Raw genomic sequence first — 25427 nt, 5'->3', positions numbered from 1 at the left:
GCGTTCGCGACCGAATCAGTCGGATCGTGTTCGGACGGCCAGCACGTACTTTCCGATCAATCCGGCCGTCGCGACGGTCATCACGACTGCGAACGTGACGACGAATCCCGACGTGGAGAGCGGATCGCTCGCGACGACCGTGAGTTCGTCGCGGACGAACGAACCGGCCGTGACCGCGGCGACGCCGACGAGGATGATCCCACCGACGTTCGCGAGCCGAGGGTTCGGCTCCGGAACCGCGTCCGGGTGGTTCAATAGGTAAAGGACGACGACGAGTGCGAACGGCGTTCCGATCAGACCGAACGCGAGGACGAGCACGAGAAGCGGGAAGAACGCCCCCTCGAGGAACGCGCCGACTGCACCCACAGCGGCGACGGCGACGATGGCGACTTTGAAACGGGCGTCGGAGACGTCGGCCTCCCAGCCGAATTTGTCGGCCAGGAGATACGGTGGGACGACGGTGTTCGCACCGAGCGTCGAGATCGCCGCCCCCCACAGTCCGAGCAAGAAGAGCCACTGTGCGTACTCACCGGCGAGTGGACCGAGCGCCTCGGCGGCCGCAGCGGCGTCGAGTTCGGCTGCGACCAGATCCGGGGTGTGGAGGACGCTCGCCGCGACGAGGAAGGTTGCGAGACTGAAGATGCCAAAGGCGACGAGCATCGATGCGCCGACGTCGAACAGCCCGAGGTCGTACTCCTCGCGCGTCCAGCCGCGGGCGCGCAGGGTGTAGGTGTGCATCGTCACGAGCGTGATGTGAACCGCGCCACCGAGGACGCCGGCGGCGATCAGAGCGCCGCTCAGTCCGTCGGGAATCACGGGAACCAGTCCGGTGGCGGCGGCCCCCGGATCGATCGGCACGACGAACACCGACGCGACGAACGCGAGGACGACGGCCGAGACGATCACCTTCGCGCCGAGTTCGGCGATCGAATAGCCACCGACGGCTAACCCGATCGCGAGGATCGCCGCCCAGGCTACCCCCCAGAGACGGGCGTCGACACCGGTGATTGCGGCACTGACGTCCGCGAGCGTTTTCATGATCACGATCTGTGCGAGACCAGATGCAAGTACCGCGTCGATCACGAGCACCCAGGCCCAGAACTCGCCGATGTGCTCTTCGACGACGCCGACGATGCCCGCCTCGGTGAGTAATCCGAGCCGCATCGAGAGATACTGGGCCGTCGTCCCCAGTACTGCCGACGCGATGACGACCCACAGCAGTGCGTACTCGAAGGCCGCACCGGCGGTGATGACACTCGCCATCGTCGCCGGACCGGCCGCGATCGCACCGGCGAGCCACGCCGGCCCCATCTTCGAGAGGTATCGTCCGACGGTTTGCCGCCTCGTCGCGGTCGATTCGTGTGAAACTCCTTCTGTCCCCATTAGATGGGGGACTCTTCCCGATACGTATAAACTGTTTCACTCCGTTGTACCACTCGAGTATACTTCAGATAGACTCTCGAGGATACAAAGCCAAGCGGTGGCCACAGGGGAGCCGTACGTGGGAAATGGTGTTGAATCAGGTCCCAGTCGCCGGTCGAACCGAAACAATTACTCTGGAATACCACCGACGACTACCCAGTGAGTTCGATCAGTACGGTGAGCGACGAGGGGTTCGAACAGTACCAGCGTCAGGGATACGTCGTCCTCGAGGATGCACTCTCCGCGGATGTGGTCGAGCGGGTGCGGAGCCGGCTCCGCGAGTACACCCACGGCGACCGCGAGCGCGAGGGGTTCACCTCGCAACTCGAGCCGGCGATCGAACGTGGGGAACGCGACGTCGAGGAACGCGGCGACGCCGTCCGCAAGTTCGAGGGGCTCGGAATGGTCGAGAGCGACGACGTCTTCCGCGAGGTGGCGGAGAACGAGTCGATCGTCTCGGCGGCCCAAGATCTACTCGGTCCCGATCTCAAGCTGTTGCGAAGCGCCGCGATGTTCAAACCGCCGCGGGTCGGCAGCGAAAAGGGATTTCACCAGGACGCCGCCTACTACCCGATCCAGCCGATGGACCACGTCACAGTCTGGATCGCCCTCGACGAGGCGACGCCCGAAAACGGCTGTATGACGGTCGTGCCGGGCGCGCACAAAGACGGTCTCCTCGAGCACGAGGCCGTCGAGTACGACACCGACATCGTCATCGACGACTCGGCGTACGGTGAGGAGGATCTCGTCCCCGTGCCGATGGAAGCCGGCGACGCGCTGTTCTCTCACTGTCTGTTGCCACACTACACGGCCCCGAACGAGACCGACCGCTGGCGACGCGCGCTCATCATGGCGTACATGGACTCGCGCTCGCGGTTTACCCAGGACGACGAGCAGCGGCCGCCGTGGGTCGACTCGGTACAGATCACGGGCGAGGAGTTCCCCGGTTGCGTGTAGTGGCGTTCCAAACCTAAACTGATGGGTGGAACCGATGGCGGTCGTCCTGTTTCACCCATCAGTCGACGTTTGGAACGGTAGTAGTGACGTCCCACGACTGCACTGCGAGGTCGAACTCGGTGGCGTGAGTTGGTTCGACCGGGCAGTCGACGCTGGAAGGGTACTATAGCGAGAAACCGGGTCGGCTCGAGTAACCTTCTTACGGTGGGCCGACACACACACGGCTATGAGTACGATCTTCAGTCAGATCGTCGAGGGTGAGATCCCCGCGAGAATCGTATACGAAGACGAGTCGACGGTCGCTTTTCTCGACGTCAACCCCCTTGCACCGGGACACACGCTGGTGATCCCCAAAGACGAGTACGAGCGGCTGAACGATGTTCCGGAGGACATCGCGACAGATCTGTACGCAACGGTCCATCGGCTCGTCCCGGCCGTCGAGGAGGCGGTCGACGCCGACGCGACGACGGTCGCGTTCAACAACGGCGAAGCCGCCGGCCAGGAGGTGCCACACGTTCACTGCCATCTCGTCCCGCGCTTTGCCGGCGACGGCGGCGGTCCGATCCACGCCATCGCGGGTGATCAACCGGACCTCGCGGACGACGAACTCGACACGATCGCCGAGGAGATCGAGACCCGCGCATGATCGCCAATCTCGCCGCACAGTTTCGCGACCACCCCGTGGCGACGACGCTCGAACTCGGCAGCGTCTTCGTCTGTTTCGTTCTGTTCGTCGGCGTCCTCGCGTTGCTCACGACCGGCCCGCCGACGGGAACGGGAACGCCGTGGCTCGCGCTCGTCGTCGTCGGCGCGTCGTTCGTCCTGTTTTGGACCGCTCTCGTGCCGCTGTACGAGCGAACGGTCGGCTGGTCTTAAAGGACCGTTCCGATCAACAGATCGCCGTACACCAGCGCGATCACCATTCCGACGAACACCGGGACGAGAAACGGCGTTCCCGGCGAGATCCAGACCGTCTCGGCCTCCGTGAGAACCTCGAGTCCGTTCCGGAGTTCGTCCGGTTTCGTCCCGTAGGCCGACCCGTCGATATCCGCGAGAAACGTTTCTGCACCCCACGGGTCCTCGTACGATGGTGTTTCGTCCCGCTCTGCATCTTCGAGTGCACTCGCTGCGTCCTCGGCGACTTCCACCCGCCCGCCGTCGCCTCGCACTTCGGCGGTGACGGCCCCGTCCGTTGGCGGATTCGGTTGCTCGGGGAGCGTCGACGGATCGCGGTACTGATCCGAGTACTCGCGGATTTCCGCCAGGGAGAGTCCGCGCCAGCGCAGGTACATCCGGAGGGCGTCGAGGTCGAGTCCGCTGCGAGTGAGCCCGGTGGGGGTCTCGAGCAGCGTCCCGTGTGCAGTCGGCACCCGATCCCAGGGGATCGGCCAGCCGACGACCATGACGGGCGCGATTCGCCCGGCTGCAGCGTTTCGGATCGCCAGCACCATCGGAAGAGCGACCCCCACGACGACGGCGTTGGTCAGGATCGTAAACGAGAGCGAACCGATCGGTGTCGGCGCGACCGGGAACGTCCACGAGCCGACGGCGTACGTCGGCAACGTCGGGAAGAGCAACGCGATCACCATCAACGCCTTCGCGTCGGCGCCGCCGAAGCCGCCGAACCACCAGAACAGGTACGCGATTGGGACGACAAACCCGAGGCTGATCGCGGCTGGAAGGAGAAACTCGTGGGTCCAGACGAAACCGCCCGCGTTCCAGGCGCGCCAGCCGTCCCAGACGAGCAGGAGCCCACCGAGGCCCGCGAGCGGAATCCAGACGCCACTCGAGACCCGGCGTGTCTTGATGTCACGAACCGCGACCCACGCGAAGACGGGAACCGCGACGAGCCGCAGGAGGTCCGGTGGCGCGATCGACGTGCCAGCGAGTGTCACGTCCACCACTCTCGAGTGCGGCGGCGTTATTGTTTCGGCTGGGGTTCGGGAGGGGACTCGACCGATAGTCGAGGTACGTGCCACTAGTGCTTTGGCAAGCCTGCACTGCCGGGTCAAACCGGCCCACGCCACCGAGTTCGACCCTGCGGTGCAGGCGAGGGACGCCACTAACCGGAACCGGTTCTGGTTCGAACAGGTTCGTTACACCGTTTAATCAACCCACAGAACCATATTAGTATATACTTCTATATAGCATAGCAGTGATAACCATTCTCATTAACAAATTTTATATCCTAGTAGTTTCTCTGTCGAGAACATGCCCTTCAATCGTGGAAGTTCGAGACGAACTGTTTTGAAAGGTGCAGGTGCGGCCGGTCTCGCGGCACTTGCTGGCTGTACTGGAGACGGAAACGGTGGAAACGGAAATGGAAACGGCGGAAATGGTGGAAACGGTGGAAACGGTGAAAGCGGAGAAACGTACGAGGTCGGCTACGGCGACTACCAGACGACGATCAGCGAGAGCGATTTCCCCGACGAACTGTACATCTACTGCGTCCAGACGGGATGGTCGAACTGGGACGCCATCATGGAACAGTTCCAGGACCGCTACGGCGTTCCCCTCCACGACGACCAGCGGTCGTCCGGTGAAGCGGTGACGCACATCCGATCGAACGCACAGAATCCAACCCACTCTGCGTACAACGGCGGATACTCGTTCGGGATCGAAGTGATGGATGACGGGTTCTTGACCCCGTACAAACCGGCGAACTGGGACGCGGTCCCGGAGGAGCTGAAGACCGAGGACGGCCAGTTGACGTCGACGCGACAGATGACGACGGCTGTGACGTACCGTCCTGACGTTTACGAGGAACGCGGCGTCGAGCCGCCGGAGACGTGGGAAGACCTCAAACACCCCGATATCGCACAGGACCTCGCCTTTACGCCGCCACACACTGCCAACGGCCTCGCCTCGGCGCTGTCGGTCAACAATGCATACGGTGGCGATCTCGACAACGTCGATCCACTCATCGAGTACCACGAGGAGATCGAAGAACACGGGGCGGATTTCCGCCGGAACGTCGAGGGAGATTTCACGAGTGGGGAGATCTCGACGGTCATCGAGTACGACTACACCGGCCTCAATCTCAAGTACAACGTCGACGAACTCGACGAGGATCAGGTCGACATCGCGATCCTCCCGGGACCGAACGGTGAAGCTGGTGCAATGAACGTCCCGTACGGGTTCGGGCTGCTCGAGGGCGCCCCGAACCCCGATACCGCGAAGCTATTCATGGACTTCGTCCTCTCGCTCGAGGGACAGGAGCTATTCTTCGACGCCTACGTGCGACCGATCCGGGCGGACGAACTCGACCAGCCCGAGGAGTTCCCCGACCAGTCGGAGTACGACGAGGCCGAGTTCGCGCTCGATCAGCTAGAACTGGTCGAGAGACAGGACGAGATTATCGACGAGATCATGGATCGGACGCCGCTTCCCGGTGCACAGTAACCTCGACTCAGTGGTTATGAGTTCACAAACACACGAGACAGAGACGTTTACCGCGGTCGCGACGGCACTGATACGCCCCGAAACCGAACAGGAACGAGAGCGGCGGCGCATCGTCGTGATGTGTCTGCCGTTTTTCGTCCTCGCGACGTTCGCCGCGTTCATCCCGCTCGTCGTGATGGCTCGGATGAGCGTCTCGGCTGACCAGTTCGAGAACTCCGGGTTCTCGATGGAGGCGTGGTACACGCTCGCGACCGAATCTGTCTATCTTACCGTCGCGTGGAACACCCTCTGGTTCGCGACGCTGGCCACGGTTGCCAGTGTCATCTTCGGCGTCGGCATCTCTCATGCCTTGGAGAAGTACGAGTTCCCGTTCAAGGGCTTCGTCGTCTCGATGATCTCGTTTCCGATTGCGCTTCCCGGGATCGTCGTGGCGTTTATGATCATCGTATTGCTGGGTCGACAGGGGCTGCTCACACACACGGTCGCGTTCTTCACCGGTGGCTCGCCACTTGACATCGCGGTGGCGACGACGGTGTTCGGGCTGTTCTGTGGCTACGTCTACTCGCTGATCCCGCGATCGACGATGGTGCTCCGTGGGACATACACCGAGGTCAATACGGACGCCGAGGAGGCAGCCCGCGCGCTCGGTGCCGGCTCGTTGCGGACGTTCTATCACGTCACGCTTCCCGAGATTCGACCGGGCGTCGTCGCGGCGTTTATCCTGACGTTCCGATCGGCGCTCGCCATCTTCGGGACCGTGCTTGTCCTCCAGAGTCTGAACGTCGCCACGCTCAGGATCGACCGCGAGATCGCCGTCGGCTTCAACAGTCAGATCGCGGGCGCGATCGGACTGATCTACTTCGCGTTCATCCTCGCATTTACGTTCGTGAGTCTGCGGTTCACCGAAACGGATGTGGTCGAGATATGAGCGAAGACGTTCACGATACAGCGGGAGGACAAGGGGTCGTCGCGCGGATCGACGGACTGATCGCTGGCCCGACGGCCAAGGCCGTCGTACTGGGGATGATGGTGTTCGTCCTCCTGTTGTTGATGGTGCCGATCGTGTTCACGTTCGTCGCCTCCTTTGCGGAGTCGGCCGCAGGAGCACTCCCCAGTGGATTCTTCACGCTCGATAACTGGCGGACCGTCCTCGGCCTCGGCGATTACGGCGTCCAGACGAGCGTCGGTCCGGGTCTCGCGTTCAGCGCGATGCTTGCGACCGGCGGGATGGTGCTGAACATCATTATCGGCGTGCCGATCGCATACGCGCTTACCAGATACAACTTCTTCGCGCGAGACTGGATCAACGCGATCGCGATCCTTCCGCTCGTCCCCGGTATCATCCTCGGTGTCGCGTTCCTCCGGACGTACCCCGAGAACGCGGGGTCGGCGCTCGGATTGATCGTCGGCTACGCGCTGTTGAAGTCGCCGTATATGGTGCTGACCGTACAGAGTTCCTTCCAGTCGATGGATCTCCAGCAGTTAGAGGAGAGCTCTCGATCGCTCGGCGCGTCGTGGCCCCGGACGTTCCTAACTGTCATCGTCCCGAACGCAAAAGACGGGATCATCGCCGGGAGTATCATCTGTTGGACGCTCGCCGCCGCCGAGTTCAACTTCACGTACATGGTGTACGCGCGAGGTCCACGACCGTTCTCGCTGTTCCTGTTCGAGAACATCTCGAACGCGCCGTACCTCCAGTCGGCGGCCGCGATCTCGGTGTACTTCCTGATCGTGGTCGCGGCGATTACGGTCCTGCAGTTGGTCGGGAATCGCGGGTTCAGCACTTCGTCCGACCGCTAACTCATCGAACAACAACATATTTCACACGAACACATGGCAGAAGTCACACTCGAAAAACTCCACAAACGATACGGAGACGAAACTGCAGTAGAATCGCTCGATTTCACCGTCCACGACGGCGAGACGCTCGGCGTCGTCGGGCCGTCAGGATGTGGAAAGACGACAACGTTGCGGATGATCGCCGGGTTCGAGACGCCGACCGACGGCGTTGTTCGATTCGACAGCGAAGACGTCACGCACGTCCCACCCGAGAAGCGAAACGTCGGACTGGTGTTCCAGTCCTACGCGCTGTTCAATAACATGAGCGTCCTCGCGAACGTCGCCTTCGGGTTGAAGATGGAAGGCGTCGGAAAGGAGGAGCGACGCGAACGCGCACAGGAGCTGCTGGATATGCTCGGGATCGGCGACCTCGGCGACCGCTCCCCCGAGAGCCTCTCCGGCGGTCAACAGCAACGCGTCGGGCTCGCGCGCGCGCTCGCGATCGAACCCGATATCCTTCTGCTCGACGAACCGATGACCGGCCTCGACGCGAAGCTCAAGACCCGGCTGCGCACCGAGATGAGCAACTTGCTCGAGGAACTGGGCGTCACCGCTCTCTACGTCACTCACGACCAGGAGGAGGCGATGGCGATGTGCGACCGGATCGCGGTGCTCAACGACGGTCACATCGAACAGATCGGAACGCCCGACACCGTCTACGAACAGCCTGCGAACACGTTCGTCGCGAACTTCATCGGCACCTCGAACGTCCTCCGAGGGAAAGCGAACGGTGACAGTGTCGACCTCGGGTTTACGCGCGTCCAGGACGAACGACTCGAGGCGGTCAACGGCGAGGCGACGCTCATCGCCCGTCCGGAGGCGTTCGACGTCGACGACGACGGCTTCGAGGCCCAGGTTCGCGACGTCCACTATCTCGGGGAACGAATCCAGGCGACGGCCGAACTCCCGGACGGGACCGACCTAACCCTCAAGTTCGATTCGTTCGACCGACAAGTTTCAGCCGACGACGTGGTCTCGCTCGCGCTGGATCTCGACGACGTTCACGTGGTCGACTAACGACAGAGGAAGAGATGAGTGTACAAACGAGAACACGACGGATCGGCCGTTCGATGCGAGCGAGTAGTCGCATCGAGGATCGTCCGAACGAGGACGCGGCGTCACCGAGTCGAACACGGGTGGTCGACGGTGTCTGAGCCGGCGCTCGAGGGGGCGCTCGTCGACATCGACGGGACGGTCTTCCGGGGGAGCGAGCCGATCGCTGGCGCTCCGGAGGGTATCGAGACTCTACGGGAGGCGGGCGTCAGACCCGTGTTCCTCTCGAACAACGCGACGAAACGTCCGTCGACGTACGCCGAGGTCCTCGACGAGGCGGGGGTCCCGACCGAACCGGCGTCCGTGCTCAACGCCGCCGGCATCGCGGCCGCGTACCTCGGCCGTCACCACCCCGACGACGGGGTGTACCTGATCGGCGAATCTGCGCTTCGGGCGGAACTCGAGGCGGCCGACGTGACCCTGGTCGCGGACCCGGCGCGAGCCGACGTCGTCCTCGCCTCGACCGATCGGTCCTTCGACTACGGGACGCTCGAGGACGTACTGGCCGCCGACGAGGCGGGCGGCGTCGTAGTCTACGCCACGAACCCCGACCGGACGGTCCCCACGGAAACCGGCGAGCGACCGGACTGCGGACCGGTGATCGGTGCGATCGAGGGCCTCCTCGGGAGGGAGATCGATCGCGTTCTCGGCAAACCCTCCGAGGTGACGATCGAGGTGGCTCTCGAGCGCCTCGGTCTCGAGGCCGAGGAGTGTGTGATGATCGGCGACCGATTGGACACCGACGTTCGAATGGGCGAGCGCGCCGGAATGCGAACCGTCCTCGTCCGATCCGGCGTGACCGACGACGACGCGCTCGCGGCGTCGGAACTCGAGCCGGATCACGTGATCGACTCGCTCGGGGACGTCGGAAGACACCTGCTGTGAACGTCCTCGGGACAGTCAGAACTCGTACCGTCTGACGAGTTCGTCGTCGACCTTGACCGTGACGTCGACGGTGTCGTCGATCACGACCTCGGCGTACGTGCCGGTGATCGGCTTCTCCCTGGTCTCCTTGCTGAAGGCGTTGAGTGTGACGTGTTCGACCTCCCGGTAGTTCGTGAGAACGTTCTCGTGGGTGTGACCGTTGATCGTTCCCTTGACCAGTTTCGGGTCCAGTGCGTCGGTCACCCGCTTTTTGTTTCCGCAAAACGCCCGTTCCGGATAGGTCGACCACCAGTAGGAGTTCGAGACGTCGTAGTAGTGGATCGGATGGTGGACGAAGATCGTAAACGGCTCTCCCGCGGCCGACTCCTCGCGGAGCATCGCAAGCTGGTCGTCGGTCACCTCGCCGCGTGCACCGTCGAGCCACGGCGACGACGTGTTCAGGAAGACCAGTTTCTCGTCGCCGATCCGCTGGGTTCCCCACAGTTCGTTGCCGAACACCTCCTCGAGCCGGTCGTGTGTGAGCGTCTCGGAGTCGTGGTTACCGGCGAGAAATCGGACAGGACAGTCGAACGCGAGCGTTTCGGCGACGAGTTCGATGTGTTCGACGTCGGTCCGCTCGTCTTCCTCCTCGATGACGTCCCCGAGGGCGACGACCAGGTCCGGATCGAACCGTCGGAGATGCGAGACGGTCGACTCGAGGAGATCTCGAATGTCGGATCGATGGGCGCTTCGCATGTGAATGTCGGGAATTACGCCAATACGCGCTGTCATGTCACATCGTGTCGTGGAGAGCAGGATCAACCCTTCGATCGATCTCTCCGATCGACGCCGGGAGTCCGGAGTCACGCCCCATGGAACGATTCCGAGCTCTTCGGACACCCGCATGATTTCGCCCTCAAGCGACGGGGGTTCCCGCTTCTACGACACAAATACTCGCGGCGAGTGGCCGTCGTTCGTGCCGGTTCTGGGCGCGTTCTCCGGTCGGACCAAACCGAAACCGTCGTCTCGCTCCGTCCGGTCATCTCGAGTATGCCGACTGCCACGAACGGCTCCGTCTCGTTGTACTACGACCGCGAGGGAGACGGCGACCCCGTCGTTTTCATTCCCGAGGCCGGCCTCGGCGGCTGGTCGTGGGGCTGGCAACACGCCGGTCTCGCCGGCCCCTACGAGGCGATCGTCTGGGATCTCCGGGGCACCGGTCGCTCCGACGCCCCGCGCGGCCCCTACTCCCTCGAGGACCTCGTCGCCGACCTCGAGGCGGTGCTTGCCGAATGCGGCGTCCGAAACGCCCACCTCGTCGGCTGCGGCCTCGGCGGTGCGATTGCCCTGCGGGCCGCCCGGACCTCGAGTCGCGTCGCGACGCTCTCGCTCTTTGCTACCGCGGCCGAAGAGTCCGCGTTCGACCTCGAACCGTTGTTCGCACCGCCGGGCGACCGCGAGGCGCTTCGCGAGTCGCTGTCGACGGGGCTCTCGGCCGACTTCCGCGACTCTCACCCCGACGTCTGTGAGGGAATCGTCGACTGGCGGGTCGACGGCGACGCCGACCGCGCGGGCTGGGAGGCCCAGGTCGCGGCGCTCGAAGGGGTCGACGCGACCGACTCGCTGACCGACGTGACGCAGCCGACCCGCGTCTTCCACGGCACCGAAGACGACCTCGTCCCCGTCTCCGCAGGCGAAGACCTCGCGAGAGGACTCCCGCGGGGCGAGTTCGTTCCCCTCGAGGGAGCGGGCCACCTCGCGTTCGTCGAACAGTCGCGCGCGGTGAACGATCTACTCGCGGGCTTTCTCGAGGCCCAATCAGGGGATACCTCGTAGCGATTCTGTTCGGTTCGTCACCAAAATGCGCTTGTACTCGGCCCCATCCTTGCGAGCGAGCGCCGACAGCCTACGGACTCGAGCGTCGTAGCGCTCTTCGTGACCCTCTCGCTGGCTCGACGGGCCGAGCGGTTTCCCGACCGGACGGCGGTCGTCGACATCTCCGAGGAGCGGCTGGACGCGCCCGACGAGATCACCCACGAGGAGTCCGTCTCCTACGGCGAACTCTCCCGGCTGGCGGACGACCTCGCGAACCGCCTCTCGGCGCTCGGCGTCGACCCCAGCGACACCGTCTGTCTGGTGACGCGAAATCGGGTCATCTCGCTCGGTCTCCTGTTTGCCTGCCGGCGCCTCGGCGCGACGTTCGTGCCGATTTCGCACCTGCTGACCCCGGTGACGGTCGAACGCCCGTTCGAGGTGCTCGAGCCCGCACTCGTGGTCGCCGAGTCCGCCCAGCGCGATCTCGTGCGATCGATTCCGTTCGACCGCCCCGTGACGCTCGAGCAGTTGGCGGACGTCGACCCCGGCGACGCTGACGGCGATTCGACCGCCACACGGTCCGGAGACGACTCGCGCCCAGGACTGGAATCCGACGCTCGAGACCGGCCTCTCCTGGCGCTCCACGCCGAGGAGGGACGGCCGATTGCGACGTTTACCGAGCGCACCCTCGAGTGGAACTGCATCTCGGCGCTCGTCGCGTGGGGACTCTCGAGCGAGGACGTCGCACCGCTGGTTACGCCGCTTTCCGTCCCCGATAGCCTCCTCCGAGTCGCGCTCCCGATACTGTACGTCGGCGGGCGACTCCTGCTCGACCGAGCGTTCGACCCCGGTGATGCGCTAACCGCGATCGAAGACGAGAACGCGACGGTGCTCGCCGGCCGAAAGATCGCGTTTCGAAATCTCGCCGCGGAGACGTCGTTCGCCACCGCCGTCGACTCGCTCGAGCTGGCGATTCCCGATCGATCCGTCTCGGCCGAGATTCTCGAGCCCTATCGCGATCGCGGGATCCATATCTCTCGAGCGTACGGCCGACTCGAGTGTCCGACCGGGCTCTGCCAGCCCACGGATGCGATCTCCTCGCTTCGGGACGATCTCCCTACCGATGACGGAGAGATCGGACTCCCGCTTCCCGACTGCCGTGTCCGGCTGGTCGACGGGCACGGTGACGTCCTCGAGAGCGCTACGACGGGACGGCTTCAGGTGTCCGGACCGGTCGTCGCGGACGGCTACGTAAATGCTGCCGATTTTGTCGACGACGAGGTCGACGTCGCTGCTGACGCGGATCCGACCCGGGCGGACCCCGACGTCGAGGCCGGCCGGTTCGTCGACGGCTGGTTCGACACCGGTGAGACGGTCCATCGCGACGATCGAGGGTACTACACACTCGAGTAGGATCTCCGGATTCGCCAGCTCGAGCGCGCACTGGGATCGAACCGCCTCGACCGTGGGAGCGTCGTCCGCGCTCGCGGCAACGTCCGCGACGTGCGGAAAGGCTATCAGTCCGCGGTGGCCAGTAGCCGACGATGAGTCAACTGCGTATTGCCGTCCTGAACGCAACCCAGCGGGACGACAACACGACGCGGAACTTCCGGCGCGAACTCGACGCCTCGCTGTCGGAGTTCGACGTCACCGATGGCTCGCTTCCCGACGGATACGAGTTCGACGGTGCCGTCGTCACCGGTTCGCGGACGTCCGTCTACTGGGACGAGCCCTGGATCGAGACGACCAAGGAGTGGGTCGCCGAGGCGACCGACCGCGGGGTTCCGTTTCTCGGCGTCTGTTGGGGTCACCAGCTACTCGCCGACGTTCTCGGGGGGACGGTCGAGGACATGGGCGTCTACGAGGTCGGCTACAGCCAAATCGAGCGAACGGCAGTCGATTCCTCGCGGCTCCTCGAGGGCATCGCCGAGGAGTTTACTGCCTTTACGAGCCACTCCGACGCGGTAACGGAGCTTCCGCCCGGTGCGACGCCGCTGGCGGAAAACGAGTACTCGAACCACGGGTTTCGCAAGGACCACGTCTTCGGCGTCCAGTTTCACCCCGAGTACGACCGCAAGACCGCCCGCGAACTCGTCCATCGGAAAGAGCTCACCGACGAGCGTCGCGACTCGATACTCGCGGCGATCACCGCGGAGAACTACCGTGCGGCCTGCGAGGCGAAGCTCGTCTTCGATAACTTCCTCGAGTTCGTCAGCGAGGGTGGCGCGACTGCGAGCGCGACGAACGCGGATGTGGAGACGGCCACGAAGAGTACCGAGGGGGCTTCGACGGGGTCGCGTGCGAGTGTCGGCGGCTCGGACTGATACGGTCCGTTGTCGTTCTTTACCGGTGATCGACGCTCCCGTCGGAGCGATCACCGGTAAAACGCTACAACAATCCGTATGAGACGGGCTGTCGTAAACCGGTTTCCGCCCACCCGCGATACGTCCGCGGGCGGACCGGAAACTCACCGCAGTAACCCGTATAACTCAGCGCCAACCGTCGAGCAGTCGCCCGAGCGGGCCCTCGGACGTCTGGTCGCCGTCCTGACTGCTCGCGTCCGCTCGCCAGTTCTCGAGGATTCGTTCGTACTGCTCGATGACGTCCTGTCGTCGCCGTTCACTCGCCTCGAGTTCGGACTCGAGGGCGGCGACTCTGGTACGGAGATACGTTCGTTCGATCCGGGCGGGGAGCGACTCCCCCGAATCGGCGGCCTGGCCCGGCGCCGCCGGTTCGGTGCTCGTGTTCGAGGTGCTTGATTGGAAAGCGAACTCGACGCCCGACCGCGGATCGAGTGTCTGTTCGGTCCTGGAGGGAGTATCGTCAGCGGGCTGTTGCTCGGCGGACATGAGCCGAAAACTGATACGACGTAGACGGGCAAAAAGCTCAGTCAGTCGGGCGTCAGACTGTCTGACGTGGGTCGTGCGTCCGTCGTTCGAGTTCGGATTTGGATTTCAGGATCGCAGGTGCTCGAGAACGCCCGCCGTATCGGCCGGCACCGGCTCCGGATCGTTACCCGCAGCGGCGGCCGCGTCTGGGTCCTTGAGCAGGTGGCCCGTCGTCAGGCAGGCGACGCGCTCGTCGTCGTCGACGATTCCCTCGGCGCGTAGCTTTCGGAGGCCGGCGACGGACGCTGCAGAGGCCGGCTCGACGCCGATCCCTTCACCGGCGAGGTCGCGCTGTGCGTCGGTGATCTCCTCGTCCGAAACGGCGATGGCGGTGCCGCCGGTCTCGCGGATGCCAGGCAAGGCCTTCGGCGCGTTGACCGGGTTGCCGATCCGGATCGCCGTCGCTCGCGTCTCGACTTCCTCCCAACGCCGGACCTCGTCTGCGTCGTTTTCGATCGCTTCGACCATCGGCGCTGCGCCCTCCGCCTGGACGCCGGTCAGTTTGGGCACCTCGCTCTCCGCGAGTTCGCCCGCCTGGACGAGTTCGCGAAACGCCTTGTACAGCGCCGAGGTGTTGCCCGCGTTGCCGACCGGGAGGACGATCCGGTCGGGAACGGCGTCGTAGTCCGCGAGGAATCCTTCGAGGATCTCGAGGCCGATCGTCTTCTGGCCCTCGAGTCGGAACGGGTTCAGCGAGTTAAGCAGGTAGGCCTCGCCGCCTGCAGCGAGTTCCTGGACGATGTCCAGACAGGCGTCGAAGTTGCCGTCGACCTCGAGGATTCGCGCGCCGTGCAAACTGGCCTGGGCGATCTTGCCCGCGGCGACCTTCCCCGCAGGCAGGAGGACGAGCGTCTCCATCCCGCCGCGGGAGCCGTAGGCGGCGAGGGCGGCGCTCGTGTTTCCGGTCGATGCACAGGCGAGTCGGTCGACGCCGAGTTCCTTCGCGACGGCGACGCCGACGGTCATGCCCCGATCCTTGAACGACCCCGTCGGATTCATTCCCTCGTGTTTGATCCGTAAGGCCTCGACGCCGACCGACTCCTCGAGTCGGGGGACTTCGTACAGCGGCGTTGCTCCCTCCTGGGTCGTGACGCCTTCGGAGAGCGGGAGCGCGTCGGCGTAGCGCCAGACGCCCTCGCCCTCGAAGTCGTCGAACGTCGGGAGATCGGCGTACCGAACCTCGAGCAGTCCGTCACACTCGTCGCAGGTGTAGCGGACGTCCTCGAACGGTGGGAAGGTTTCGCCACACTCGATACACTCGAGCCAGACGCCGTCGTCGGCGTCGTCGGGAACCGCCGGTTGCTCGGCGGAGAGACTGAGACTCATTATCAGCCGAGAGGGAGGCGAGGGAGAAAAAGTGCGTGGATTGAGCGGCGAGAGCAGTGCCGCCCGATCCGCCCTGCCACGATTGTGCCCCACCCGATCCGCCGTGTCACGATTGTGCCCCAGCCGACCGCCCTGTCGCGACTGTTCCCCGCCCGTGATGGGGATCGACAGACCTGCGCGGCGATCCCTCTCATACAGTTGTTATCGGCGATTTTCAGCGATCGATACCCCCGTTTCGCTCGCTCACGCGACGATCAGCGCGATCATTGCCGCTGGCCCCGCCAACAGCAAGATTGCGGCGACGACGATTCTGAGCCACATGCGTTCGTCCCTATCCGAACGGGTCATATAACCACGAACGACAGTTCGGTTCGCTGAACGGAACCCGTCGAAACGAAATTGAGAATTTATGGGCGAAAGCTGCTGTTGGGTCGTGGTAGACGCCGTTTACCGTCGACATCGCCCCGTCGGATCAGCCGACGAAGTTCTCGAGTGGAGGTTACTCGAGCAGCCAGCTCAAAAGCGCCTTCTGTGCGTGCAGTCGGTTCTCGGCCTGGTCGAAGACGATCGATCGATCGCTCTCGACGACGGCGTCGGTGACCTCCTCGCCGCGGTGGGCGGGTAGACAGTGCATAACCGACGCGTCGGGGGCGTTCGAGAGCAGTTCCTCGTTGACCTGGAACCCCTCGAAGTCGTCCATTCGGACGTCGCGTTCGTCCTCCTGGCCCATGCTGATCCAGACGTCGGTGTAGATGACGTCCGCACCGTCGACCGCCTCGACGGGGTCGGCCGTCGTCGCCGGCTCGCCGCCGAGTTCTCGAGCGCGCTCGCTGACGGCGTCGTCGACTTCGTAGCCCGCCGGCGTCGCCACGGTCAGGTCGATACCGGCGAGTGCGGCCCCGATCGCGAACGACTGGGCGACGTTGTTGCCGTCGCCAACCCAGGCGACCGACACATCTTCAAATCCGCCGTTGTGCTCGCGGATCGTCAGCAGATCCGCTAGCGTCTGGCAGGGGTGGGCGTCGTCGGTGAGCCCGTTAACGATCGGCACCGAGGCGTACTCGGCGAGCACCTCGATGTTGTCGTGTTTGAACACGCGGGCCATCACTGCGTCGACGTACCGCGAGAGCGTCCGCGAGGTGTCTTTCAGCGGCTCGCCGTGGCCGAGCTGGATGTCGTCCTCGCCGAGGAAGACCGCGTGGCCGCCGAGCTGGGTCATCCCCGTCTCGAAGGAGACGCGGGTCCGGGTGCTCGGCTTCTGGAAGATCATTCCGAGGGTCTGACCCTCCAGATCCTCGTGATCCTCACCGTTTTCCTGTGCGTCCTTGTACGTCTCCGCGCGGTCTAGGACCGCGAACAGTTCGTCTCTCGAGAGGTCGTCGATCTCGAGGAAATGGCGTGGCTGTGTCATGCGTCGTCACCTCGTAGCGTCTTCGCCACTCGCTCGAGAATCTCGACCGACCGGTCGAACTCCGCAAGCGAGAGGCGTTCGTCGGGAGCGTGGTCGAGCTCGGAGTTGCCCGGCCCGTACGTCACCATCGGACAGTCCCACGCCCCGGCGTAGATGTTCATGTCGCTGGTGCCGGTCTTTCGGACCAGGCGCGGATCGTCGCCAACCGCTCGGATCGCGACGCGAAAGGCCCGTGCGACCTCCGTTCGCGGGCTCATCATCACGGGCGGGACCTTGTCCTTCCAGGTGACGGTTCCGACCTCGAGTTCGGCCTCCGCGGCTTCGCGGACGGTCTCGACGTCGAGTGTGGGCGGGACCCGAAGCTGGACGGCCATCGTCGTCTCGACGGAGAGCCCGTCCTCGCTGATGCCGCCTTCGATGTCGACGGGCTTGGTCGTCACCTGCTCGAAGACGGGTTCGTACTCGCCGGCTTCGAAGTGATCCTCGACGGCCGACCACCAGCTGACGGCGTGTTGAATCGCGTTCGGGTCCGGGCGAGAGGTGTGACCGGATTCGCTCGTCGCGACGTACGTGCCGGCGATCAGTCCACGATACCCCAGCGTAATCCCGTCGGCCCCGGAGGGTTCGCCGTTGACGACGGCCGCCGGCGCGGTGTCTCGATCGTCGACCAGATAGCGCGAGCCACGCGAGTCGATCTCCTCGCCGACGACGCCGACGAAGGAGACGCCCGTGCGGACGGCGGCCGCCGCCATCGCGACGAGTGGCCCCGTCGCGTCGACGCTGCCACGGCCCCAGAGGATCTCGTCGTCGCCCGTCTCCTCGACCTCGACGGGAATCTCACCCGGGACGGTGTCGACGTGTGAGGTGAGCAGGACCGAGTCGTCTGCCGGCGCGCGGACGTTTCCGACGGCGTCGATCCAGACCTTGCGGTCGTGGGCCTCGAAAAAGTCGACCAGCCGTTGTGCCGCCTCGCGTTCCTCGCCCGACGGCGAGGGGGTCGAGACGAGATCGACGAGCAACTCGCGGGCGTCCTCGAGCGAAACCTCTCCTTCCATCGTCGCGCTCATTGGTCGGCGTTCGTGTCAGGTGCGATGACCGCACTCAGTGCCTCGACGAGCTGATCTGCATGCGATTCGTCGATCACGAGCGGCGGGAGCAATCGCAGGACGGTCCGTCCCGCGGGCAGTGCCAGTACCTGGTGTTCGAGCGCCAGGTCGCGGGCGATGCGGTTTGCGCCGCGTTTCAGTTCGATGCCGATCAACAGCCCCTCACCGCGGACCTCGCGGATCTCGTCGCCGAGTGCAGCCTCGAGTTCCGTCGTGAGGTACTCGCCTATCTCGGCGGCGTTGGCGGGAACGTCCTCCTCGACGAGCGTCGAGATGGTCGCGTGGACGGCCGCGGTGACGACGGGGCCGCCGCTGAACGTGGCGTTGTGCGAGGCCGCGCCGTCGGCGATCCAGTCCTGTACCGCAACCGCCCCGACGGGGAGGCCGTTACCCAGCCCCTTCGCCGTCGTGAGGATGTCGGGCGTGACGCCCGCGTTCTCGCAGGCCCACATCGAACCCGTCCGGCCCATGCCGGTCTGGACCTCGTCCAAGACGAGCGCCGCGCCCGCCTCGTCGGTCAGTTCGCGGGCCGTCTCGAGGTAGCCCGTCGGCGGGACGTTGATCCCGCCTTCGCCCTGGATCGGCTCGAGAATGACCGCCGCGGTCTCGTCGTCGACCGCGTCCGCGAGTTCCTCGCCGTCGCCGTAGGGGACGAACTCGACATCTCCCGCGAGGGGTTCGAACGGTTTCTTGTACGTGTCCTTCCAGGTGGCCGCGAGCGCACCCATCGTCCGCCCGTGGAACGAGCGGGTGGCGGCGACGATTGTCGACTCGCCGGTCGCCGAGCGCGCGAACTTCAAGGCGGCCTCGTTGGCCTCGGTCCCGGAGTTACAGAACCAGGCACTCTCGAGGCCGTCGGGCGTCGCTGCGATCAGCGAAGCGTAGGCGTTCTCGCGTGCCTCGACGGGGAACGAGGAGTCGACGAACGTCAGCTTCTCGACTTGTTCCTGGACGGCCTCCACGACCGCGGGATGGGAGTGACCCAGCGGCGTACAGGCGAAACTCGCCCCGGCGTCGACGTACTCGGTGCCGTCGCCGGTGTAGAGAGACGCCCCCTCGCCGCGTTCGATAGGAATAGGCTTTCCGCCGGAGACGAAATCGTGGTCGCTCATTGGGTTACCTCCGTTTCAGTATCTAACACGCCGGGCTCGAGGGTCGTTCCCTCGCCGGCTAGCGCGCTCGTGATCGGGTCGTCGGCGTTCGCCGTCGCGACGGTGACCGACGCCGCGCCGCTCTCGAGGGCTTCCTCGGCGGCCATGACCTTCTTCGTCATGAAGCCTTCTGCAGCCTCCTCGACGGCCTCGAACGCCGCAGGCGTCGCGGCCGAGTCGATCTTGGTCGACTCGTCGTCGGGATCCTCGTAGATCCCCGAGACGTCCGTGAGCACGACGAGGTCGGCCTCGAGCGCCCCTGCAATCGCCGCAGCGGCGCGGTCGGCGTCGGCGTTGACCGCGGTGTACTCGCCGTCTTTCTCTTGGCCCAACACGGGTACCGAGACGACGGGCGTGTACCCGCCCGCGAGGACGGTCTCGAGCAGGTCCGCGTTGACCGACTCGATCGTCCCCGAGTGGTCGCCGCGCTTGATCTTCTTCTTGCCGTCTTCTTTCACGCGAACGGCGGATTTGCGCTTGCCCTCGAGTAACTTTCCGTCCGTACCCGAGAGACCGACGGCGTCGACGCCCTCGTTCTGAAGCGACTCGACGAGGTCCGTGTTGAGCTTGCCGGGCATGACCATCTTGAAGACGTCCATCGTCTCCTCGTCGGTGAAGCGCCCGACGACGCCGCCGGGCGTCTCGACGTAGGTCGGTTCCTGGCCGAGCGCTTCCAAGGTCTCGTCGACAGCCGTGGAACCGCCGTGGGTCAACACGACGTCCTCGCCGTCTTCGATGAGGCTCGCGACGTCCGCGAGCGCACCTTCTGGGTCGACGGCGCGAGCGCCGCCGATCTTGACGACGACGGTCACGCGAGCCACCTCCGGTGGCGAGTGTGACTAGACAAGTCGCAGCCCGCGCAGCGGAGCGAGCAGGAACGTCTTGGCGTAGTCATGTCAGGGTGCCCCCACGGGGTGGAGTCCCGTAAACTCGAGTCCAGCGGTCTCCTCGAAACCGAGCGCGATGTTGGCGGCGTGAATCGCCTGGCCGGCCGATCCCTTCATCATGTTGTCGATCGCCGAGAAGACGACGACGCGCTTGTTGGTCGGGTCGAGTTCGAATCCGACCTCCGCTACGTTGGTCCCGGCGACCGCCTTCGGCTCCGGATAGCGGTAGACGCCGGAGCCGCCGGCAGCCATGCGGACGAACGGTTCGTCCTCGTACGCGCCGCGGTAGGCTTTCCAGAGGTCGCCCTTCGAGACCGGCCCCGACGGGAAGACGTGGCTGGTCGCGCTCGCGCCGCGGACCATGTCCACTGCGTGGCACGTGAAGGCCACCGAGGTGTCGAGGAACTGTTCGATCTCGGCCTCGTGGCGGTGGCCCGTCGGCGCGTAGGGTCGGACGACGCCCGACCGTTCGGGATGGCTCGAGGCGTCGCCGCCGCCGGCCCCCCCTTCGGAGGAGCCGACCTTCACGTCGACGACGATCTGCTGGTCGCCGTCGACGATACCCGCCTCGACGAGCGGGTAGAGTCCGAGAATGGTCGCGGTGGCGTTACAGCCGCCACCGGCGACGAGCTCGGCACCCTCGAGGTTCTCTCGATTGATTTCGGGGAGCGCGTACTCCGCCTTCTGTAAGTACTCGGGTGCGTCGTGGCCGTCGTACCACTCCTCGTACTGCGCTTCGGTGTTCAGCCGGAAGTCCGCCGAGAGGTCGACGACCGTATCCGCAACGTCGAAAAAGTCGTCGATCTGGCTCATCGAGACGCCGTGGGGCGTCGCGGCGAACAGCACGTCGACACTCGCCGGGTCGTCGGGTTCCGTAAACCGGAGGTCCGTCCCGCGAAGCGGGGGATGGACGGAGCCGACGCTCTTGCCGGCTTTCGACCGGCTCGTGACCTCGACGATCTCGACGTTGGGGTGGCTCGCGAGGAGCCGAAGCAGTTCACCGCCCACGAAGCCGGAGCCGCCGATGATGCTCGCGGTGACCGTCTCGCCGCTCGCAGCGTCGGACCCACCGGCTTCGGTGTCGACGGCCATCAGGTGGTCACCTCGAGTTCGCCGTCGGCCGCGGCGGTTGCTTTCTCTTCGAGCCAGTCGACGACGGTGGACGCGACGTCGGTCTCGACGGCGCTATCCAGCGCCTTGAACTCGACGGTGTGGTTGACCTCGTGGACGGTGTACTCGTCGCCCGTCTCCATGAGGTCCACACCCAGGAGACCGCCGCCGACGGCGTCGCTCGCCGCCTCGACGAGTTCCCTCGCGCGGTCGTCGAGTTCGAAGACGTCCGTCTCGGCACCCTTCGCGGCGTTCGTGATCCAGTGATCCGACGAGCGGACCATCGCGGCGATCGGCTCGCCGTCGGTCGCGACCACGCGAATGTCCCGCCCGGGCTTCTCGACGAACTCCTGGATGTAGAACACCTTGTGCTCGTAGTGGCCGAGCGTCGCCTTGTGCTCTAAGATCGCTTCTGCGGCGTCGCGAGAGTCGATCTTGGCCATCAGGCGTCCCCAGGAGCCGACGACGGGCTTGAGGACGCAGGGATACCCGAACTCCTCGATGGCGTCCATCGCGGTCTCTTTCGTGAACGCGACTTTCGTCGCGGGTGTCGGAACGCCGGCTCGCTCGAGCGCGAGGCTATTTTTTACCTTGTCCGCACAGATCTCCGCGGTCTCGTGGCTGTTGACCACGGGGATGCCGTACGCCTCGAGAAACTGCGTGGCGTAGAGGCTCCGACTCGTGGCGAGACAGCGGTCGACGACGACGTCGAGGTCGACAAACTCATCGGGGACCTCGCCGATGTCGAAGCCGTGTTTGCGGACGTCGATCTTCTCGACCTCGTGGTCGCGCTCGCGAAGCTCGTTCAAAAGGAGCTTCTCGTCCTTGCGGATTCGGGAGTAGAGTATTCCTACCTTCACTCGAACCACCCCTGGTGTCCGGAGTGTCTACGGGGGATGTGTACTGTGACCGTCTGCAAGGTCACTCACCCCAGTCCTCTTCGAGCTCCGGGGCTCGCTCGAGGACTGGCGGCTCGGTATCGACGACTTCCAGCTCGGCGCCACACGTGGTACAGTCAACGATCTCTCCACTCTCCAGATCGTCGTGCAGGGACACCTCGGCCCCACACTCGACGCATTCGGTCATTGTACTCGCAACTGAGAGCCGGGTGTCCTTAAAGGCTTCGAACTTAACAGCAAAATTATACTATCTGCACTCCACTCTAACGGACCGCTGACGCCATTTCACCGCAGTTCTACTTTGACATATCATTTAGTTTTTGGATTATCCCCTCACGGGGACCGTCGCCGCCGCGGTCGTGGACCGACGAACTCACACATAGCCGTTCACCTCGGCACGAAGCGTCTGATGGGCCGCCTCGAGCGCTTCCGCTCGCGTCTCGAGGGCGGTTTCGTCGGCCGTGAGATCCTCGCGAGCGCCGGCGAGTTGTGACTCGACCTCGTCGGGTGCTGGTCCGCCACGCGAGTTGCGACTCGCGACGCTCTCGACGGGGTCGAGGGCGGCTTCGACCGCCTCGAGGTCGACGACCGACTCGAGCGGTTCCTCGAGGACCGTTCCCGCGGCCGCCGCGATGGCGTCGAGATCCGATTCCTCGGTGTCGGCGTCCTCGAGTCGTTCGGCCGCGCTCGCGACGATCTCGTGGGCCGTCCGGAACGGGAGTCCGTTCGCGGCCAGCAGGTCGGCGACGCCGGTCGCCGTCGAGAACCCGTCGCCGGCCTCGGCCGCGAGCGCCGCGTCGTTCCACTCGGCCGTGGCGACCGCACCGGCCGCGACGGAACTCGCTTCCGCCACCGCGTCGACGGTCTCCCAGGCGTGGGGCGTCGCCCGCTGGAGGTCGCGGTTGTACGCACGTGGGAGTCCCTTGAGCGTCGTCGTCAGCCCCTGGACCTCGCCCGCCGCATCGCCCGCGACGGCGCGGACGAGCTCGAGTGTGTCCGGATTCTTCTTCTGGGGCATGATCGACGACGTCGAGGAGTAGTCGTCCGAGAGGGAAACGAAGCCGCGGTTCGCGAAGACGATCACGTCCTCGGCGAGCCCCGACAGGGTCGTCGCGTGTGTCGATAGCGCCTGGGTCGTCTCGAGCAGGAAATCCCGGCTCGAGGAAGCGTCCATCGAGTTCTCGACGACCCCCTCGAAGCCGAGCAACTCGGCCGTGCGTTCGCGGTCGATATCGAACGTCGTCCCCGCGAACGCGGCCGCGCCCAGCGGCGACTCGTTGATCCGCTCGTGGGCGTCGAGCAACCGTTCGGTATCGCGGCGAACCGCGGACTCGTAGGAACAGGCCCAGTGGGCGACCGTCGTCGGCTGGGCCGGCTGGAGGTGGGTGTAGCCGGGCATGATCGTCTCGGTGTGCTCTGTGGCGGTCTCGAGTAGCGCCTCGCGGAGTGCAAGCGTCGCCTCGATCGCCGCCAGGACGTCCTCACGGAGGCGATAGCGGATGCAGGCGGCGACCTCGTCGTTTCTCGAGCGCGCGGTGTGCATCTTCCCGCCGTCGGCACCGATGCGTTCGATAACGCCGGTCTCGATCGCCTCGTGGACGTCCTCGCCGTCGGGCAACGAGCCGTGGCCGTCGACCTCGATCGCGTCGAGGGCGGTCAGGATCTCGCCGGCGACGTCGTCGTCGACGATTCCCTGCTCGGCGAGCATCACGACGTGTGCACGGTCGACCTCGAGGTCCGCCTCGAAAATTCGTTCGTCGGCCGCAAGCGAGGAGAGAAAGCTCCGGGCGGGGCCGCCGCTGAACCGGTCCCGGCGGACGACGCCTTCGTCGGAGCCGCCGTCGGTCGCGATCCGCCGGCTCGACTCGCTGCCGATCGCCGTCGCGGGATCGACGTCCGCCCGTCCGTCGTGAGCGCTCTCCTCGGTCATCGTTACTCGTCCCCGTCGATCACGCTGTTGGCGAGACGGCGCTGGAAGCCGTGGTACTTCGCGACGCCCGTCGCATCCTCCTGATCGATCTTGCCGACCGACTCCGTGTCGAAAGAGGCGTGTTCGGCCGAGTACGCGGCGTACTCGCTGTCTCGGGCGACCGCACGAGCCTGGCCGCCTTCGAAGCGGATCGTCACCGTGCCGGTGACGCGTTTCTGGGTCTCGTCGACGAAGCCCTCGAGTGCGCTCACGAGCGGTGCGTCGACCAGTCCTTCGTAGCCTTTCTTCGACCAGCGCTGGTCGATCAGCTGTTTGAACTCGCGTTCCTCCTGGGTGAGGACGAGCCCCTCGAGCGCCTCGTGGGCGTTGAGCAGCGTCGTCGCCGCGGGGTGTTCGTAGTTCTCACGAACTTTGAGCCCGAGCATGCGGTCTTCCATCGAGTCGGTGCGACCGACGCCGTAGGCGCCGGCGATCTCGTTCAAATGTTCGATCAGCGCGACGGGATCCATCTCCTCGCCGTCGACGGCGATCGGATAGCCGTTCTCGAAGCTGATTTCGATCTCCTCTGTCTCGCCGGAGGGGTCCTGGGTCCACTCGTAGATCTCGGCCGGCGGGACGTAGTTCGGATCCTCGAGTTCGTCGCCCTCGACCGAGCGACTCCAGAGGTTGGTGTCGATCGACCAGTCGCCGCCGCTGCCGCCCTCGACGGGGAGGTCGCGCTCGTCGGCGTACTCCTGTTCCCACTCGCGGGTGAGCCCGAGTTCGCGCACGGGTGCGATCACCTCGAGGTCAGAGTCACGCCAGACGGCCTCGAACCGGAGCTGGTCGTTTCCTTTGCCCGTACAGCCGTGAGCGATGCCGGTACAGTCCTGTTCCTCGGCGACCTCGAGGATCGCCTTCGCGATCACGGGACGTGCAAGCGCCGTGCCAAGTGGGTAACCCTGGTACGTCGCGTTCGCGCGCACGCCATCGAGACAGAGATCCGCGAACTCGTCTTTGGCGTCGACGACGTAGTGTTCCAGATCGAGTGCTGCCGCGGTCTCTTCGGCCTCGTCGAACTCCTCGGCCGGCTGTCCGACGTCCACCGTGACGCCGATTACCTCGTCGTATCCGTACTCTTCCTCGAGCAGCGGGACACAGACCGTCGTATCCAGTCCGCCCGAGAACGCAAGTGCCACGCGTGTCATGTCGTACTCGAGTGAAACGCCAGGACGGTATTAAGTTCGTTGGTTTGGGTTTAGAATTTTAATGTTAGAGCGGTTGCTGGTTGAAAATTAGCCACTTTCCGAAATCGTGGAAACGATCGAACGAACGACGATGGAGAGGTATGTAGTACGGGCTCAACGAGCCCGCCGCCGCGGTCGCCG

At 64.9% G+C, this 25427-nt stretch carries 25 protein-coding genes; 11 read left to right on the top strand and 14 right to left on the bottom strand.

Annotated features, from left to right (window positions below; translation table 11 throughout):
- Nucleotides 1–15: 15 nt before the first annotated feature.
- A complete protein-coding gene (locus FYC77_RS02035; RefSeq protein WP_149079810.1) occupies nucleotides 16–1383 on the bottom strand; it encodes an NRAMP family divalent metal transporter in 1368 nt (455 codons plus the stop codon).
- Nucleotides 1384–1581: 198 nt separating this feature from the next.
- Between FYC77_RS02035 and FYC77_RS02030 the strand changes: the two genes are divergently transcribed.
- The 3 genes from FYC77_RS02030 to FYC77_RS02020 all read left to right on the top strand — a co-directional run bounded on the left by FYC77_RS02030 (nucleotide 1582) and on the right by FYC77_RS02020 (nucleotide 3255).
- Complete coding sequence (locus FYC77_RS02030; RefSeq protein ID WP_202911753.1) at nucleotides 1582–2379, top strand: phytanoyl-CoA dioxygenase family protein; 798 nt, start codon at nucleotides 1582–1584, stop codon at nucleotides 2377–2379.
- 226 nt (nucleotides 2380–2605) lie between these two features.
- Nucleotides 2606–3025: an HIT family protein gene (locus FYC77_RS02025; RefSeq protein ID WP_149079809.1), complete on the top strand. Its 420-nt coding sequence runs from the start codon at nucleotides 2606–2608 to the stop codon at nucleotides 3023–3025.
- Nucleotides 3022–3255 (top strand): hypothetical protein, encoded by a 234-nt coding sequence (locus FYC77_RS02020; protein ID WP_149079808.1) that lies wholly within the window; start codon nucleotides 3022–3024, stop codon nucleotides 3253–3255. Before FYC77_RS02025 ends, FYC77_RS02020 begins: the two co-directional genes overlap by 4 nt.
- Here FYC77_RS02020 and FYC77_RS02015 read toward each other — a convergent pair.
- On the bottom strand, nucleotides 3252–4274 hold the full coding sequence (locus FYC77_RS02015; RefSeq protein WP_149079807.1) for an A24 family peptidase: 1023 nt from the start codon (nucleotides 4272–4274) through the stop codon (nucleotides 3252–3254). The genes FYC77_RS02020 and FYC77_RS02015 overlap by 4 nt on opposite strands.
- Before the next feature lie 316 nt (nucleotides 4275–4590).
- On the opposite strand from FYC77_RS02015, the gene FYC77_RS02010 reads away from it, so the two are divergent.
- From FYC77_RS02010 to FYC77_RS01990, 5 genes are all read left to right on the top strand, one after another.
- Nucleotides 4591–5781, top strand: a complete 1191-nt coding sequence (locus FYC77_RS02010; RefSeq protein ID WP_149079806.1) for an extracellular solute-binding protein — start codon at nucleotides 4591–4593, stop codon at nucleotides 5779–5781.
- A 16-nt stretch (nucleotides 5782–5797) separates the two neighbouring features.
- On the top strand, nucleotides 5798–6709 hold the full coding sequence (locus FYC77_RS02005; RefSeq protein ID WP_238386773.1) for an ABC transporter permease: 912 nt from the start codon (nucleotides 5798–5800) through the stop codon (nucleotides 6707–6709).
- Between the two features lie 95 nt (nucleotides 6710–6804).
- On the top strand, nucleotides 6805–7581 hold the full coding sequence (locus FYC77_RS02000; RefSeq protein WP_394349010.1) for an ABC transporter permease: 777 nt from the start codon (nucleotides 6805–6807) through the stop codon (nucleotides 7579–7581).
- A 33-nt stretch (nucleotides 7582–7614) separates the two neighbouring features.
- A complete protein-coding gene (locus tag FYC77_RS01995; protein ID WP_149079804.1) occupies nucleotides 7615–8637 on the top strand; it encodes an ABC transporter ATP-binding protein in 1023 nt (340 codons plus the stop codon).
- 129 nt (nucleotides 8638–8766) lie between these two features.
- Entirely contained in the window at nucleotides 8767–9558 is a 792-nt protein-coding gene (locus FYC77_RS01990; RefSeq protein WP_149079803.1) for an HAD-IIA family hydrolase, read from the top strand.
- Nucleotides 9559–9573: 15 nt separating this feature from the next.
- On the opposite strand, the gene FYC77_RS01985 is transcribed toward FYC77_RS01990, so the two are convergent.
- Nucleotides 9574–10329: a metallophosphoesterase family protein gene (locus FYC77_RS01985; RefSeq protein WP_162354464.1), complete on the bottom strand. Its 756-nt coding sequence runs from the start codon at nucleotides 10327–10329 to the stop codon at nucleotides 9574–9576.
- A 258-nt stretch (nucleotides 10330–10587) separates the two neighbouring features.
- Here FYC77_RS01985 and FYC77_RS01980 point away from each other — a divergent pair, with 258 nt between their 5' ends.
- The 3 genes from FYC77_RS01980 to FYC77_RS01970 all read left to right on the top strand — a co-directional run bounded on the left by FYC77_RS01980 (nucleotide 10588) and on the right by FYC77_RS01970 (nucleotide 13676).
- Nucleotides 10588–11373, top strand: coding sequence for an alpha/beta fold hydrolase (locus FYC77_RS01980; RefSeq protein ID WP_149079801.1), 786 nt, complete (start codon nucleotides 10588–10590; stop codon nucleotides 11371–11373).
- A gap of 99 nt (nucleotides 11374–11472) precedes the next feature.
- Nucleotides 11473–12765, top strand: a complete 1293-nt coding sequence (locus FYC77_RS01975) for a class I adenylate-forming enzyme family protein (RefSeq protein ID WP_149079800.1) — start codon at nucleotides 11473–11475, stop codon at nucleotides 12763–12765.
- Between the two features lie 131 nt (nucleotides 12766–12896).
- Nucleotides 12897–13676 carry a type 1 glutamine amidotransferase gene (locus FYC77_RS01970; protein WP_149079799.1) on the top strand — a complete coding sequence of 260 codons (780 nt, stop codon included), beginning with the start codon at nucleotides 12897–12899 and terminating at the stop codon, nucleotides 13674–13676.
- Between the two features lie 165 nt (nucleotides 13677–13841).
- On the opposite strand, the gene FYC77_RS01965 is transcribed toward FYC77_RS01970, so the two are convergent.
- The 11 genes from FYC77_RS01965 to FYC77_RS01915 all read right to left on the bottom strand — a co-directional run bounded on the left by FYC77_RS01965 (nucleotide 13842) and on the right by FYC77_RS01915 (nucleotide 25247).
- Nucleotides 13842–14201, bottom strand: a complete 360-nt coding sequence (locus FYC77_RS01965) for a hypothetical protein (protein WP_149079798.1) — start codon at nucleotides 14199–14201, stop codon at nucleotides 13842–13844.
- A 105-nt stretch (nucleotides 14202–14306) separates the two neighbouring features.
- Entirely contained in the window at nucleotides 14307–15566 is a 1260-nt protein-coding gene (gene thrC, locus FYC77_RS01960) for a threonine synthase (RefSeq protein ID WP_149079797.1), read from the bottom strand.
- Between the two features lie 499 nt (nucleotides 15567–16065).
- On the bottom strand, nucleotides 16066–16977 hold the full coding sequence (gene argF / locus FYC77_RS01955; protein ID WP_149079796.1) for an ornithine carbamoyltransferase: 912 nt from the start codon (nucleotides 16975–16977) through the stop codon (nucleotides 16066–16068).
- A complete protein-coding gene (locus FYC77_RS01950) occupies nucleotides 16974–18044 on the bottom strand; it encodes a [LysW]-lysine hydrolase (protein WP_149079795.1) in 1071 nt (356 codons plus the stop codon). The genes argF and FYC77_RS01950 overlap by 4 nt, the downstream gene beginning before the upstream one ends.
- Nucleotides 18041–19195: an aspartate aminotransferase family protein gene (locus tag FYC77_RS01945; protein WP_149079794.1), complete on the bottom strand. Its 1155-nt coding sequence runs from the start codon at nucleotides 19193–19195 to the stop codon at nucleotides 18041–18043. Before FYC77_RS01945 ends, FYC77_RS01950 begins: the two co-directional genes overlap by 4 nt.
- A complete protein-coding gene (locus FYC77_RS01940; RefSeq protein ID WP_149079793.1) occupies nucleotides 19192–20046 on the bottom strand; it encodes an acetylglutamate/acetylaminoadipate kinase in 855 nt (284 codons plus the stop codon). The genes FYC77_RS01945 and FYC77_RS01940 overlap by 4 nt, the downstream gene beginning before the upstream one ends.
- A gap of 84 nt (nucleotides 20047–20130) precedes the next feature.
- On the bottom strand, nucleotides 20131–21213 hold the full coding sequence (argC, locus tag FYC77_RS01935; RefSeq protein WP_149079792.1) for an N-acetyl-gamma-glutamyl-phosphate reductase: 1083 nt from the start codon (nucleotides 21211–21213) through the stop codon (nucleotides 20131–20133).
- Nucleotides 21213–22091 carry a lysine biosynthesis protein LysX gene (gene lysX / locus FYC77_RS01930; protein ID WP_149079791.1) on the bottom strand — a complete coding sequence of 293 codons (879 nt, stop codon included), beginning with the start codon at nucleotides 22089–22091 and terminating at the stop codon, nucleotides 21213–21215. Before lysX ends, argC begins: the two co-directional genes overlap by 1 nt.
- Before the next feature lie 61 nt (nucleotides 22092–22152).
- Nucleotides 22153–22317 (bottom strand): lysine biosynthesis protein LysW, encoded by a 165-nt coding sequence (lysW, locus tag FYC77_RS01925; protein ID WP_149079790.1) that lies wholly within the window; start codon nucleotides 22315–22317, stop codon nucleotides 22153–22155.
- Nucleotides 22318–22503: 186 nt separating this feature from the next.
- Nucleotides 22504–24060 (bottom strand): argininosuccinate lyase, encoded by a 1557-nt coding sequence (gene argH / locus FYC77_RS01920; protein WP_149079789.1) that lies wholly within the window; start codon nucleotides 24058–24060, stop codon nucleotides 22504–22506.
- Nucleotides 24061–24062: 2 nt separating this feature from the next.
- Nucleotides 24063–25247 carry an argininosuccinate synthase gene (locus FYC77_RS01915; protein WP_149079788.1) on the bottom strand — a complete coding sequence of 395 codons (1185 nt, stop codon included), beginning with the start codon at nucleotides 25245–25247 and terminating at the stop codon, nucleotides 24063–24065.
- Nucleotides 25248–25427: the final 180 nt, after the last annotated feature.

The sequence above is a fragment of the Natrialba swarupiae genome, from assembly GCF_008245225.1.
GTDB classification, from domain to species: Archaea; Halobacteriota; Halobacteria; order Halobacteriales; family Natrialbaceae; genus Natrarchaeobius; species Natrarchaeobius swarupiae.
This window is presented reverse-complemented; position numbering and strand designations above follow the sequence as displayed.

What these genes read in the sequence shown, in the direction of transcription:
- FYC77_RS02035 (WP_149079810.1), bottom strand. Translation starts at nt 1,383, where the DNA reads ATGGGGACAGAAGGAGTTTCACACGAATCGACCGCGACGAGGCGGCAA.
- FYC77_RS02025 (WP_149079809.1), top strand. Translation starts at nt 2,606, where the DNA reads ATGAGTACGATCTTCAGTCAGATCGTCGAGGGTGAGATCCCCGCGAGA.
- FYC77_RS02020 (WP_149079808.1), top strand. Translation starts at nt 3,022, where the DNA reads ATGATCGCCAATCTCGCCGCACAGTTTCGCGACCACCCCGTGGCGACG.
- FYC77_RS02010 (WP_149079806.1), top strand. Translation starts at nt 4,591, where the DNA reads ATGCCCTTCAATCGTGGAAGTTCGAGACGAACTGTTTTGAAAGGTGCA.
- FYC77_RS02005 (WP_238386773.1), top strand. Translation starts at nt 5,798, where the DNA reads ATGAGTTCACAAACACACGAGACAGAGACGTTTACCGCGGTCGCGACG.
- FYC77_RS02000 (WP_394349010.1), top strand. Translation starts at nt 6,805, where the DNA reads ATGATGGTGTTCGTCCTCCTGTTGTTGATGGTGCCGATCGTGTTCACG.
- FYC77_RS01995 (WP_149079804.1), top strand. Translation starts at nt 7,615, where the DNA reads ATGGCAGAAGTCACACTCGAAAAACTCCACAAACGATACGGAGACGAA.
- FYC77_RS01985 (WP_162354464.1), bottom strand. Translation starts at nt 10,329, where the DNA reads ATGACAGCGCGTATTGGCGTAATTCCCGACATTCACATGCGAAGCGCC.
- FYC77_RS01980 (WP_149079801.1), top strand. Translation starts at nt 10,588, where the DNA reads ATGCCGACTGCCACGAACGGCTCCGTCTCGTTGTACTACGACCGCGAG.
- FYC77_RS01970 (WP_149079799.1), top strand. Translation starts at nt 12,897, where the DNA reads ATGAGTCAACTGCGTATTGCCGTCCTGAACGCAACCCAGCGGGACGAC.
- FYC77_RS01965 (WP_149079798.1), bottom strand. Translation starts at nt 14,201, where the DNA reads ATGTCCGCCGAGCAACAGCCCGCTGACGATACTCCCTCCAGGACCGAA.
- thrC (WP_149079797.1), bottom strand. Translation starts at nt 15,566, where the DNA reads ATGAGTCTCAGTCTCTCCGCCGAGCAACCGGCGGTTCCCGACGACGCC.
- argF (WP_149079796.1), bottom strand. Translation starts at nt 16,977, where the DNA reads ATGACACAGCCACGCCATTTCCTCGAGATCGACGACCTCTCGAGAGAC.
- FYC77_RS01950 (WP_149079795.1), bottom strand. Translation starts at nt 18,044, where the DNA reads ATGAGCGCGACGATGGAAGGAGAGGTTTCGCTCGAGGACGCCCGCGAG.
- FYC77_RS01945 (WP_149079794.1), bottom strand. Translation starts at nt 19,195, where the DNA reads ATGAGCGACCACGATTTCGTCTCCGGCGGAAAGCCTATTCCTATCGAA.
- argC (WP_149079792.1), bottom strand. Translation starts at nt 21,213, where the DNA reads ATGGCCGTCGACACCGAAGCCGGTGGGTCCGACGCTGCGAGCGGCGAG.
- lysW (WP_149079790.1), bottom strand. Translation starts at nt 22,317, where the DNA reads ATGACCGAATGCGTCGAGTGTGGGGCCGAGGTGTCCCTGCACGACGAT.
- argH (WP_149079789.1), bottom strand. Translation starts at nt 24,060, where the DNA reads ATGACCGAGGAGAGCGCTCACGACGGACGGGCGGACGTCGATCCCGCG.
- FYC77_RS01915 (WP_149079788.1), bottom strand. Translation starts at nt 25,247, where the DNA reads ATGACACGCGTGGCACTTGCGTTCTCGGGCGGACTGGATACGACGGTC.